Annotated in this window: 9 protein-coding genes and 1 pseudogene; 5 read left to right on the top strand and 5 right to left on the bottom strand. The window is 71.5% G+C overall.

The window, feature by feature from the left end:
- The first annotated feature begins 49 nt into the window (after window positions 1–49).
- The 4 genes and pseudogenes from ACFWU3_RS22235 to ACFWU3_RS22250 all read left to right on the top strand — a co-directional run.
- Window positions 50–448, top strand: coding sequence for a 6-pyruvoyl tetrahydropterin synthase family protein (locus ACFWU3_RS22235; protein WP_384440192.1), 399 nt, complete (start codon window positions 50–52; stop codon window positions 446–448).
- 56 nt (window positions 449–504) lie between these two features.
- Window positions 505–1575 (top strand): glycosyltransferase family 4 protein, encoded by a 1071-nt coding sequence (locus tag ACFWU3_RS22240; RefSeq protein WP_384440285.1) that lies wholly within the window; start codon window positions 505–507, stop codon window positions 1573–1575.
- Window positions 1572–2417: an SAM-dependent methyltransferase gene (locus ACFWU3_RS22245; protein ID WP_384440194.1), complete on the top strand. Its 846-nt coding sequence runs from the start codon at window positions 1572–1574 to the stop codon at window positions 2415–2417. Before ACFWU3_RS22240 ends, ACFWU3_RS22245 begins: the two co-directional genes overlap by 4 nt.
- A pseudogene (locus tag ACFWU3_RS22250) lies at window positions 2414–3244 on the top strand (lysylphosphatidylglycerol synthase transmembrane domain-containing protein); the annotation flags it as partial. The gene ACFWU3_RS22245 and the pseudogene ACFWU3_RS22250, both read left to right, overlap by 4 nt.
- Window positions 3245–3343: 99 nt before the next feature.
- On the opposite strand, the gene ACFWU3_RS22255 reads toward ACFWU3_RS22250, so the two are convergent.
- Entirely contained in the window at window positions 3344–4189 is an 846-nt protein-coding gene (locus tag ACFWU3_RS22255) for a RibD family protein (RefSeq protein ID WP_384440197.1), read from the bottom strand.
- The gene (locus ACFWU3_RS22260; protein WP_384440200.1) at window positions 4186–4938 is read right to left on the bottom strand and encodes a creatininase family protein; all 753 of its coding nucleotides are present in this window, start codon (window positions 4936–4938) and stop codon (window positions 4186–4188) included. The genes ACFWU3_RS22255 and ACFWU3_RS22260 overlap by 4 nt, the downstream gene beginning before the upstream one ends.
- Before the next feature lie 138 nt (window positions 4939–5076).
- Here ACFWU3_RS22260 and ribA point away from each other — a divergent pair, with 138 nt between their 5' ends.
- Window positions 5077–5727, top strand: a complete 651-nt coding sequence (gene ribA / locus ACFWU3_RS22265; RefSeq protein WP_384440203.1) for a GTP cyclohydrolase II — start codon at window positions 5077–5079, stop codon at window positions 5725–5727.
- A 167-nt stretch (window positions 5728–5894) separates the two neighbouring features.
- Here ribA and kstD read toward each other — a convergent pair whose 3' ends face one another.
- From kstD to ACFWU3_RS22280, 3 genes are all read right to left on the bottom strand, one after another.
- Window positions 5895–7673 carry a 3-oxosteroid 1-dehydrogenase gene (gene kstD / locus ACFWU3_RS22270; RefSeq protein WP_384440206.1) on the bottom strand — a complete coding sequence of 593 codons (1779 nt, stop codon included), beginning with the start codon at window positions 7671–7673 and terminating at the stop codon, window positions 5895–5897.
- 257 nt (window positions 7674–7930) lie between these two features.
- On the bottom strand, window positions 7931–9898 hold the full coding sequence (locus tag ACFWU3_RS22275) for an amino acid transporter (protein WP_384440209.1): 1968 nt from the start codon (window positions 9896–9898) through the stop codon (window positions 7931–7933).
- A 167-nt stretch (window positions 9899–10065) separates the two neighbouring features.
- On the bottom strand, window positions 10066–12936 hold the full coding sequence (locus ACFWU3_RS22280; RefSeq protein WP_384440211.1) for an NHLP bacteriocin export ABC transporter permease/ATPase subunit: 2871 nt from the start codon (window positions 12934–12936) through the stop codon (window positions 10066–10068).

The raw sequence follows: 12936 nt of genomic DNA on the forward strand, positions 1-12936 counted from the left end.
GACAGACCCCGGCAGGGGGTCAGAGGCGCCGTACCTGGAGGATCGTCCGTTGTTCAGCATCACCGTCCGCGATCACCTCATGATCGCTCACAGCTTCCGTGGAGAGGTCTTCGGACCCGCGCAGCGCCTGCACGGAGCGACCTTCCTCGTGGACGCCACGTTCCGGCGTGCCGCACTCGACGCCGACAACATCGTCGTCGACATCGGCCTCGCCACCACCGAGCTGGGCACCGTCGTCGCCGCCCTGAACTACCGCAACCTCGACGACGAGCCCGACTTCGCGGGCATCAACACCTCCACGGAGGCGCTGGCCAAGGTCATCGCCGACCGTCTCGCCGACCGCGTGCACGCCGGAGCACTGGGCGAAGGCGCCCGGGAGATCGCCGGCATCACGGTCACGCTGCACGAGTCCCACATCGCGTGGGCGAGTTACGAGCGAACGCTGTGACGCCCGTGGACCGTGCCGACGCCGCCACCCCGCCCTCGCGCGCGGTGCACTTCGTCATGCCCGGTGGTGTCGACGACCCCGCCGCACCCAGCGGCGGCAACGTGTACGACCGCCGGGTCTGCCGGGACCTGTCCCGAATCGGCTGGCAGGTCCACGAGCACACCGTCGCGGGCGGCTGGCCGCAGCCCGACGCCGCGGCCCGCAACGAACTGCGCCGCATCCTGGCCGAGCAGGCCGACGGTTCCCTCGTCCTCGTCGACGGAATCGTCGCCTGCGGGGTGCCCGACATCGTCGTCCCCGAGGCGGAGCGGCTGCGCCTGGTGGTCCTCGTGCATCTGCCGCTCGGCGACGAGACGGGACTGGTCGCCGCCCAGGCCGCGGAGCTGGACGCCCTGGAGCGCGAGACCCTGCGCGCCGTCAGAGCGGTCGTGGTGACGAGCCATTGGGCGGCACGCCGCCTCGCGGCCCACCACCGGCTCGCACCCGACCGGCTCCACGTCGCCGCCCCCGGCGTCGACACCGAGCCCGCGGCACCCGGCACCGACGGTGTCTCGCGGCTGCTGTGCGTGGCGGCCGTGACTCCGCGCAAGGGCCAGTACCGGCTGGTGAAGGCGCTTGCCGGTGTCGCGGACCTTCCCTGGTCCTGTCTGTGCGTCGGCGGCCTCGACCACGACCCCGGCTATGTCTCCGGGCTGCGTGAACTCATCGGCAACTCCGGTCTGTCCGACCGTGTCCGGCTCGCGGGTCCGCTCCCGCGGGAAGAACTCGCCGCCCACTACGCCGCCGCCGATCTGCTCGTCCTCACCTCCTACGCCGAGACGTACGGCATGGCCGTCACCGAGGCACTCGCCCACGGCGTGCCCGTCCTCGCGACGGCCGTGGGCGGACTCCCCGAGGCGGTCGGCCGGGCACCCGACGGCAGTGTGCCGGGGATCCTCGTCCGGTCGGAGGACCCGACGGCCCTCCCGGCGGCGCTCCGCAGCTGGTTCGACGAGCCCGAGCTGCGTCGCCGGCTGAAGGCGGCGGCACTCGGCCGCCGCGCCGTGCTCGACGGCTGGGAGACGACAGCGCGTCATCTCGCCGGAGCACTCGAACACCTCCTGCACGAACCCCGGAGGGTCGCATGACCGCCACCGAAGTACCCCGTTATGCCCCGGAGTGGCTGGAGCTGCGCGAGCCCGCCGACGCGGCCGCACGCGCGAGCGAACTCCTCGACCCTCTGACCGGTGCTCTGACGAGCGGTCAGGAGGACGGCACGGGCCTCGTGATCCACGATCTCGGCTGCGGCAGCGGGTCCATGGGCCGCTGGCTCGCACCCCGCCTGACCGGCGCGCAGCACTGGGTCCTGCACGACCGCGATCCCGAACTGCTCGTTCTGGCCGCCGACCGTACGCCCCGGACCGCCGGTGGCGGCGGCCCGGTCACGGTCGCGACCGTACGCGGCGATCTCGCCGGTCTCACCGCCGCCACCCTCGCGGGCGCCTCGCTCGTCACGGCGTCGGCCCTGCTGGACGTCCTGAACCGCGACGAGATCGACGGCCTCGCCGCGGCCTGTGCCGAGGCCGGCTGCCCGGCGCTGCTGGCCCTGTCCGTCATGGGCCGGGTCGAACTGACCCCCGCCGACCCGCTGGACGCCGAGATCCAGGAAGCCTTCAACGCCCACCAGCGGCGCGGCGGGCTGCTCGGTCCCGACGCCGTGACGCAGGCATCGGAGACCTTCGCACGGCACGGCATGACCGTACGGGTGCACGCCAGCCCCTGGCGGCTCGGCGCGGAGGAGTCGGAGCTGACGGGGGAGTGGCTGCAGGGCTGGGTCGGCGCCGCGTGCGAGGAGCGCCCGGAGCTCGGGCCGCGCGCCGTCGAGTATCTGCGGCGCCGCCTGGCGGCCTGCGCCGCACGCGAGTTGGAGGTGGTGGTGCATCACAGCGATCTGCTGGCACTGCCCCGGCCGACGGGCGGGACGTCATGAGCGCACAGAACCTCAAGGGCCGGATCGGCACGATCGCCGGTGCGGCGATCCTCGCGGTACTGCTGTGGCGCCTGGGCACCGGCGCCTTCCTGGACGGACTGCGCAGGATCGACGGTCCCACCCTCCTGGCCGCCCTCGGGATCGGTCTGTTCACCACCGTCCTCAGCGCCTGGCGCTGGTGCGTGGTCGCCCGCGGACTGAACATCAGGCTGCCGCTCGGCGGCGCGGTCGCCGACTACTACCGGGCCCTGTTCCTCAACGCGGCACTGCCCGGTGGCGTACTCGGCGATGTGCACCGAGCCGTACGGCACGGGCAGAACACGGGCGACATCGGCAGGGGAGTCCGCGCCGTCGTCCTGGAGCGGACGGCGGGCCAGGTCGTCCTGCTCGTCGCAGGCGTAACGATCCTGCTCACGCTGCCCTCGCCCGTCCTGGCCGTGACCCGCGACGCGGTCGCGTCCCCCCTGGCTGCCGTCGTGCTCGCCGCGCTGTGCGCCCTCGGCGTCGCGGCAGCCGTCCGCAGGCGGCGCGAGCCCGCAACGTCCCGCTGGCGCCGTGCGGTCCGCGCCACGCTGACCGAGGCACGGACCGCGCTGCTGGCCCGCGGGAGCTGGCCCGCCGTGGTGGTCTCATCCGTCGCGGTACTGGCGGGCCACCTCGCGATGTTCCTCGTGGCGGCCCGCGCCGCCGGCTCCACCGCGCCCTTCGCCGAACTGGCGCCGCTGATGGTGCTCGCGCTGCTCGCCATGGCGCTGCCGCTCAACGTCGGCGGCTGGGGCCCAAGAGAAGGCGCCACCGCCTGGGCCTTCGGCGCCGCCGGCCTCGGCGCGGCCCAGGGACTGACGGTCGCCGTGGTGTACGGAGTTCTCGCCTTCGCCGCGAGTCTGCCCGGCATGCTCGTGCTTGCCGGGCAGTGGCTCGTGCGGCTACGGCGTTCCGAGTCCGAACTCGAAGAGGGTGTCCTCGCCGAGCATGGCGCGCCGCGTCGGCGGACGCAGCGCCTCACGCATCACGGACGTGCCCGCGAAGCGCAGACCGGGAACGCCGTCGCCCAGCAGGACCGGTGCGACGGTGACGTAGAGCCGGTCGAGCGCCTGCTCGTGCAGGAAGCGCGACACGGTGACCCCGCCGCCCTCGATCAGCATCCGGCCGAGACCGCGGCGCGCCAGGGTCTCGACCAGACGCCGGGGGGCGAACGCGTCGTCGTCCGGCAGCGTCAACACGTCAACACCGCCACTGCCGCCACCGACACCCTCGCGCACCCGCTTCTCGTGGTCGCCGCCGGCGCCGACCACCCACAGAGTGGGAGCTGACCCATCGGTGAAGACCTTGCGCTCCAGAGGGACCCGGCCGCGCGGATCGAGCACTACACGCACCGGGTTGGCACCGGCGCAGGCGCGCACCGTCAGCTGGGGGTCGTCCGAGACGGCGGTGCCCGCCCCGACCACGACCGCGTCGGCGAGAGCCCGGAGCCGGTGCAGATGACGACGGTCCTCCTCGCCGGTGACGAAATCGGCGTCGCCGGTACGCGTGGCGATGAAGCCGTCGACGCTCTGGCCGAGCTGTGCCACCGTCAGTCGCGGACCGGCCAGGCACAGCGGCAGATAGAGGTCGGCGAGCGCCTCGGCCTCGGGCGACGCGCTCTGGCTCCACCGCCGGACCCCGTCCGGTCCGCGCACGAGCCCGGCGGCCTCGGCGTCCGCCTCGGAGCGCACGCCGAGCAGCCGTTCCCAGGCCTGTTCCTCCGTCAGGGAGATGCCGTGAACGCTCATCGTGCCTCCTCCCGGGAGAGAAGTGACAGGTATTCACCGAAGGAATCGACGAGTGAGGCCAGCAGTTCCTTCCCCTTATCCGCGGACGCCAGCGACGGGCGGCCGATGACACCGGACTCCGTATAGCCCGGCATACCGAGAGTGAGCAGATGCCTGCGGTCGTCGGCGAGGTGATCGGCCGTCTCATATCCGGGACGGACCACCTCCGGATGGGCGTGCAACAGGATCGACGTCTCCACTTCTCCGGCATGCATATCGCTGTGCGACGAGGTCTCCAGGCCGGCTCTCGTGCGGGCCGCGCCCCAGTCGCCCGACCCCGGGAAAAGAGCCATTCGCATACCGCTGGAGGAGGCGGATTCCTGAACAACATTGCGCAGCACGTAATTTCCGCCGTGCCCGTTCACCAGAACCAGCGAGGTGATGCCGGAGCGGTGGAGGGAGTCGGCGATATCACGGACCACGGCATAAAGCGTCGTGGCGGAAATACTGACCGTTCCCGGCCAGGCGGCATGCTCGTGGGAGCAGGACACCGTCAGCGGAGGAAGGTGGAGAACCGGATGCGCGGCGGCGATCTCGGCGGCGATCGTGCCGGCGATGACCGTGTCGGTCACCAGGGGGAGAAATGCGCCGTGTTGCTCGAAGCTGCCGATGGGAAGCACGGCAACGTCGGCCCGGTGGGCCCGTACGTCCTCCGTGGTGTCCGTCGGGAGCAGGCCCGAAGCCCACTGTGGTGTTCCCGAACCGCTCATGTCGTTCCGGCCTTTCGTACGTCACTGCAAGGGATATGGCCGGTCGAACGTGATGAACCGGGCACTCGGTTGATGCGTCGTCTCTCATTTTCCCCCACGCCGCCTTGGAATTACCACCTGCCCGGTTAGGATCGAGACATGATTGAAAGTGATGACGTGTTCGACGACGGTACTCGTCCGTCCGGAGTCGAACGCGCGGTGAGTGTCCGGCTTGCCACCGTGCACGGCGATTTCCTGGCCATCGGCTATCTCGACCGCAATCGCGGTGAGGAGCAAATGGTGCTCGTTTACGGAGACGTCGAGACCGAAGGTGCGCTCACCCGACTGCACTCGGAGTGTCTCACCGGAGACGTCTTCGGCTCCAAGCACTGCGATTGCGGTGAGCAACTGTCCACGGCCCTCGGCGCGATCGTCAAGGAGGGCCGGGGCATTCTCGTCTACCTCCAGGGACATGAGGGCCGGGGAATCGGACTGCTCGCCAAACTCCGTGCGATGAAACTCCAGGCGGAGGGCATGGACACGGTCGAGGCCAATATCGCCCAGGGGCTGCCGGTCGACGCGCGTGACTACCAGGTCGCGGCCGACATCCTGCACGACCTCGGCGTGCGGTCCGTGCGGCTGCTGTCCAACAACCCGCGGAAGCGGGAGTCGCTGCAACGGCACGGGATCAAGATCGACTCCCAGGTGCCGCTGCTGATTCCGCCGAGCGAGGAGAACAAGTCCTACCAGTGGACGAAGCGCGACCGCCTCGACCACTACCTGCCGCATCTGGACGTCGCGGCGGAATAGCCGGCACGGACGCGTTCGCGGCCGGGTCGACGCGGTGGCCGGCCGGTCCGAGGCACGACTCGGGCCGGCCGGTGCTCATGTCCGGGCGCCGGCTCGGTGCTCGGGTCCCGATGTGTCTGTACCCGGGGTGCGGCTGAGATCCCGTCGCGCTCGGACCCCGAGCGAGCTCAGGGCCTGTCCGCGATGTCGTTCGCCGCGATGTGGCCGAACGTCATCGCCGGACCGATCGTCGAGCCCGCACCCGCGTAACTGCGCCCCATGACCGCCGCGCTGGCGTTCCCCGCCGCGTACAGGCCCGGGATCACCGACCCGTCGGCGCGCAGAACCCGGGCGCGGGCATCGGTCGTCAGCCCGCCCTTGGTGCCGAGGTCGCCGGGCACGATCCGGAACGCGTAGAACGGCGGCAGCCACAGCGGTGCGAGGCAGGAGTTGGGCGCGATCCCGGGGTCCGTGTAGTAGTGGTCGTACGCGCTGTCGCCTCGGTGGAAGTCGGCGTCCGAACCCGTACGGGCCTGGCTGTTGAAGCGGTTGACCGTTGCCCGGAGCGCCGCCGCCGGTACGCCGATCCGCCCCGCCAGCTGGTCCAGGCTCCACGCCTTGTGCACGGCGCCGGACGCGTACCAGGACTCCGGGAGGACGAAGGTGGGCGCGATGTCCTTGAACAGGTACCGGTTGCGGTAGTTCTGGTCGACCACCAGCCACGCCGGGATGTCCGGTGACGTGGGGTTGCGCTCGTACATGACGTGGACGACATCGCTGTACGGCGCCGCCTCGTTGACGAACCGCGCCCCGGCCTGATTCACCAGGAGACTGCCCGGCAGGGTGCGTTCGGCCAGGCAGAAGTACGGTTCCCCCGGCAGCGGGATCGCCGGCCCCCACCAGGCGTCGTCCATCAGGGCGAGCGCCCCTCCTGCCCGTTCACCCGCCCGGATCCCGTCACCCGTGTTCTCCTTCGCGCCCACCGTCCAGTCGGTGCCGATCGGTTGCTGCTGATAGCGCTCGCGCATCGCCGCGTCGTGCTCGAAGCCGCCCGACCCGACGACGACCGCGCGCCGGGCCCGGACGAGCCCGGGTGCGCCGCCACGCGTCACGACCGCGCCGGTGACCCGGCCGTTCTCGATGTACAGATCGGAGAGCGGGGTGCTCAGCCACACCGGTACCCCCGCGCTCGTCAGCCCGGCCCGCAGTCCGCCCGCCAGGGCCTGGCCCATGGTGAGCGGCCGCTGTCCGAGCAGGGCGGCCCGGGTGCCGCGTGCCAGGCACTCGGCCGCGACGGCGGCACCCTTGATGCTGACCGCGGCGAGGGCGATCCACTTGTAGTCGGCGCTGAAGACGACCATCCCGGCGGGGACGGGGAGGTAGGGAGCGTTCAGCCGGGCCAGCTCCGCGCCGAGGATGTTGCCGTCCAACTGGGCGGGCTCGATGGACCGTCCCACCGACAGTCCGCCGGGCAGTTCGGGGTAGTAGTCGCTGTAGCCCTCCATCCAGCGGAACCGCAACGGGCTGTTGGCCATCACGAACGAGATCATGGACGGCCCGTGCGCGAGGAACGCCTGCTGCCGGTCCGCGCCGACCTCGTCCCCGACGACGGCGGCCAGATAGGCCGCGGCCTTCTGCGGGGTGTCGGGCACACCCGCGGCGAGGGTCACCGGATTGTTCGGAATCCAGATCCCCGCGCCGGACCGGGCCGCCGAACCTCCGTACGTGGCCGCCTTCTCCACGACCACGCAGCTCAGCCCGCGACGCGCGGCGGTGAGCGCGGCGGTCATCCCGGCCGCACCGGAGCCGACCACGACGACGTCGTACGTCCCGAGGAGAGGCGGTTCAGCGGCGTGGGCGGAGGCCGCCGGCAGACCGGCGGCGACGGCGAGCCCCGCGCCGGCGGCCCCGAGGACATGGCGGCGCGAGGGTCCGATGGTGTCCGGTACCGGCGTGATCTCGGGCATGGTGAATCGCTCCAGTGGGGTGACGGGGGCGGTGCGGCGCCATGCTGATGGGTCGTCAGAGAAGGTTGCGCGGGGGTCTTGTGAAGTCAAGACTCCGGTGGGCCTGCGCCCCGCCTCCCGCACGACAGGCTCGACGGCCTGCGGGTCCACCAGCGCGGGCTCAGAACCCGGGGGAGAGCCGCACAGCGGGCGCCGGGACCCGGAGGAGAGCCGTACGCGGGCGCGGATCCGCCCGCCGGCGGCCGGGCGATGCCTCGTCAGCCCACGTGCACCCGCGGCCTGCGCGCCGGGTCCGGTTCCGCCCGGCGCAGGATCTCGCGCGTCACCGGTGCCACCTCACCGCTGCCGAAGACGAGGAAGCGGAACAGCTGGCCGATCGGGCCGCCTTCCGTCCAGGTGAAGTACGCCTGCGGGATCCGGCCCGTTCTGTCGCGCAGCGCCATCAGCACCGCGGCGACCGTGTTCGGCACGGTCGTGCCCTGCACCCGCAGCCGGCGCACGCCGTGCTTCTCGTCGCCGTGGACGATCAGATCGGCGCTGAAGTCGGAGGAGTCCTTCACGAACGCCTCCAGGAAGAGGACCTGCCGTCCGAGCGGGATGGGGGTCTCCTCCCGCTGGCTCCGCTCCTTCTCGCGGTAGGCGGCTCTGCTGTGTTCCTGCGGTTCGTTGGCGATGAGCTGGAGCGGCCCCTCGGCCGCCGCCTCGTCGATGAACTGCGCCGCCCTGTCGTCGAAGACGACCTCGACCGCACGCAGCTCGAAGGCGCGGCGGACGCGGGAGACGAAGGACGTCACCATGATCGCGAAGATGAACAGCAGCGCGATCTTGATGCCGTCGGGCCGTTCGATGATGTTGGCGACCAGCGTGTACGCGAAGACGGCGGTGATCGTCCCGAATCCGATCGCGGCCCGCCGGCGGCCGCTGCGGTGCACGGCGACCATCGAGGCGAAGGCCGCCGACAGCATGAGGACCAGCACACCGGTTGCGTACGCGCCGCTCTGCTTGTCGACGTTCGCGTCGAAGTACACCGTGATCAGCACGGCGATCGCCATGAAGACCAGGACAAGGGGCCGCACCGCCCGTGCCCACTCGGGTGCCATGCCGTAGCGGGGCAGGAACCGCGGTACGAGGTTCAGCAGTCCGGCCAGCGCGGACGCTCCGGCGAACCACAGGATGCAGATGGTGGAGACGTCGTAGACCGTGCCGAAGACCTCGCCCAGATTCTCGTGCGCCAGATAGGCGAGCGCCCGCCCGTTCGCCGGACCGCCGGCCTGGAACGCCTCCTGCGGGATCAGCAGGGTCGTGGCCAGGCTGGACAGCAGAAGGAAGCAGCACATCGTCACCGCGGCCGTGGTCAGCAGCTTGCGGGTGTCGCGGATCCGGTCGGCCGGATTCTGGTAGGTGTCTCCGGGACCGCCCTTGATCTGCGGCATCACCGCCACGCCGGTCTCGAAGCCGGACATGCCGAGCGCCAGCTTCGGGAACACCAGCAGTGCCACACCGATCATGGCCAGGGACGAGGAGTGCTCGGCGGTCATGGCGCTCCACCAGTCGCCGATCACCACGGGCTTTCCGATCACCTGCCAGGCGGCGGAGACCAGCACCACCAGGTTGAGCCCGAGATACGCGGCCACCAGGGGGACCGCGACGCCGATCGCCTCGTGAAAGCCCTTGAGGAAGACGGCCCCCAGCAGTCCGATGAGGATCAGGGTGATCCAGATGCCGGAGCCGTGCATCCAGCGGGGCGCGAACGGGTTCTCCACCACATGGGCCGCGGCGTCGGCGGCCGAAAGAGTGATGGTGATGACGAAGTCGGTGGCCGCGAAGCCCAGCAGCACCAGGACCAGCAGCTTCCCCGACCACCACGTCAGGAGCCGCTCCAGCATCGCGATCGAGCCCTCGCCGTGCGGTGACTCCTTCGCCACCCGCCGGTAGACGGGCAGGGCGCCGAACAGCGTCAGCGCCAGCAGGACGAGGGTCGCGATCGGGGACAACAGGCCCGCGGCGAGCGCCGCGATACCGGGCTGGTAGCCCAGGGTCGAGAAGTAGTCCACGCCGCTGAGGCACATGATCCGCCACCAGGGATTGCCCGGGTGATCGGGGGGCGGGCGGCCGTGCGGCGCGGGGTACTGCGCCGCCTGCTCGCTGCCCTGGAGCAGCCATGTACGCCAGCGTCGTTTCGCCGCCCGCTGTCGGGGCCCGGTCTCGGTCTGCGCGCCGGTCATGGGCCTCCTCACCTCTGTGGCGTGCGCGGACAGGCAACGAGCCCATCGTCGCCCGGGGGCCGGGCGTCGGCAGCCCGCGCGAGGGCCGTTCAGGGGGGCGTACGTCGGCGGCGGGCGGGCGAACGGCCGACAGCCGGTCCGTTCCGGGCCCCCGCTCCGGCTGCTCCTCACGCCATCTGGCGGCGCACCAGCTCCTGGAGGTGACCACCGCGCGCGAGCAGGTCCGCGGGTGCCCCTTCCTCGACCACCTTGCCGTCCGCCATCACGATCACCCGGTCGGCGTCCATCACCGTCGACAGCCGGTGCGCGATGACGATCCGGCTGGCGCTGAGCGTGCGGGTGCTGTCGATGACGATGCGCTGGGTCTCGTTGTCCAGCGCGCTGGTGGCCTCGTCGAAGAACAGGACGCGCGGCCGGCGGATCAGCGCCTGGGCGATCATCAGCCGCTGCCGCTGGCCACCGGAGACCGCGCCGCCTCCCGCGATCATGGTGTGCAGCCCCATCGGCATCCGCCTGATGTCCTCGGCGAGGCCGGCCATCTCGGCGGCCTGCCACACCTCTTCCTCAGCGAATTCCTCGGCACCGCAGATGCAGTCCAGGATCGAGCCGGTGAGCGGCTGCGCGTTCTGCAGGACGACGCCGCACTGCCGTCGTACGGCCGCCTGGTCCAGCGCCGCCAGGTCCTGGCCGTCGTAGAGCACGCTGCCGGAGACGGGACGGTCGAAGCCGATGAGTAGCCGCAGCAGGGTCGACTTGCCGCAGCCGCTCGGACCCACGATCGCCACGAACTCACCGGCACCCACCTGGAGGGAGACGTCGTCGAGAACCAGCGGGCCGTCGTCGCCGTAGCGGAACGACAGCCGGCGTGCCTCCAGGGCACCGGTCAGCGCGCCGGGCTGGGCGCTGGAGCCGCGGACCTCCGGGGCCTCGTCGAGCACCGGCCTGATCTGCTCGATCATCGGCAGTGCGGCGGCGACCGAGACGAGCGCGCCGGTGAGCTGGGTGACCGAGGAGAGCAGCATGGTGACGGCGGTGTTGAACGTCAGGAACTCACCCGCCGACATGCTGCCGCGGGCGGGGCCCGCCAGCAGCATGAACATCGTGAGGGCGCACAGCGGCAGATAGACCGCGTCGAGCACGGTCGTCAGATTCCTGATGCGGCCGGCGCGCTGCTGCAACTCGCGCGAGCGCGCGAACTCCCGCGCCCACGCCGCGTACGCGAAGCTCTCCGCCGCGGCGACCCGCAGCTTCGGCAGCCCCCGCAGGGTCTGGAACGCCTGGTTGTTCAGCTTGTTGCCGAGTTCCACCAGCTCCCGCTGCCACTTCAACTGCCACAGGCCCATCCCGAGGAAGATCGCGCCGATCACGACGAGCATGCCGATGGCGGCCAGCGCCAGGGGCACGCTGTAGCACAGCAGCAGCACGATGTTCATGGTCCCGATCGTGCTCGCCTGCACAGCGACCGGACCGATACCGGACAGCACCCGGCGCACCGCGCTGACACCCATCGCCGCACTGGCCAGCTCCCCGGTGGAGCGCTCGGCGAAGAACGTCGTGGGCAGCCGCAGCAGCCGGTCCCACACCGCCGGTTGCAGCGAGCTCTCGATCCGCCCCTCCATCCGCAGAACGGTGAGGTTCTGCAGCAGCATGAAGGCCGCGGCCACGATGCCGGCGATCATCACGGCCACCGACACCTGCACGATCAGGCTCCGCTCGGCCGTGGGCACGTACACGCCGAGGACCTGTCCGGTGGCGATGGGCACCAACGCCCCGAGACCGACCGTCACCAGCGCGCCGACGGCGAGATTGCGCAGATCCATCCTGGTGCCGCGCAGACTGAACCGCAGCAACCGCCAGAACGTCGGAGGCTCTTCCGGCAGCGGCCGGTAGAACATCACGCCGCTCGGTTCGAACTCCTCGGCGCTGTCCCCGCCGATGCGTCGCCGCAGTCCCGACGCCGGGTTCACCGCCTCGTAGCGTCCGCGCCGCCACAACAGCGCGACCGGCGCCCCCGACTTGGCCCAGTGGCCGACCAGCGGGCCGATGTCGCTGCGCCACCAGCGTCCCGAGAGCCGGACCGTGCGGGTCCGGACGCGCGAGTGCATCGCCACCCGCTCCACCGGGCCGACCCGGTCGTCGACCGCGGTGCCCTTCGGCGGCTCGGTCAGCGTGATCCCGGCCGCCTCGGCGACCTGACGGCACACCGCGTAGGTGGCGTCGTCCGCGGCGCTGTCCCGTCCGCTTCCGCCGCGCCCGGCCCGTTCAGGCCTGCCGATCGAGGCGATCAGCGCCTGGTCGGCTCTGGCCCGTACGGCTTCACCGGCCCTGATGCCGGCGGCCGTACGGTCCTCGTGGGCGCGCTCCAACTGGTCGATCCAGCGGTCGACCGCCGACAGGAGCCGGTAGTGCTGGTTCACCATGCGCTGCCACAGCGCGGGATCGACGAGCAGGTCGCCGGCCGCGTCGGCGCTGTACGCGCCGCCGTACTGGACGCTGCCGGACGGCACCGGCATCCACAGGATGTCGTCGTCGGCGACGGCCTCCTCGACCGGCCGGCCGTTCAGGGCCGCCTCGAAGAGGACACCCAGAGCCCGTCCGGTTCCGAGGGAGAACGCGTACTCCAGGGCGGTCGGCACACCCTCCTGGCCGTACTGCACGGTGTCGTACTGACCGGTGTCGAACTGTCCGGTGTCGTACCCGGCGTACTCGGGGCGGTACAGCTCCCTCAGCTGGATCCGGCGCAGCAGACAGTCCTGCGACGGGCGGCCGACCAGGGTGTGCTGCGGGCCCTCGACGGGGCCGAGGAGTACGGTCCCCGCCTCCAGCCGGCCGAGGAAGTGCCACTGACCCTGCTGTGCCGCGTCGACGGCGAACACGTCGAGCGCACCGCCGACGACGAGCCACAGCACCTGCGGCCCCTCCAGCGGCACACTGCGCAGCCCCGTGCAGTCGACGGGGTGGCCGAGGCCGCCGAGGGCGTGGGTGACCGGGTCGCCGCTGCCGGGGCCGGCGACGGCTGACGGGTGGACGGACGACAC

The organism is Streptomyces sp. NPDC058685 (assembly GCF_042714725.1).
In the GTDB taxonomy this organism is placed as follows: Bacteria; Actinomycetota; Actinomycetes; order Streptomycetales; family Streptomycetaceae; genus Streptomyces.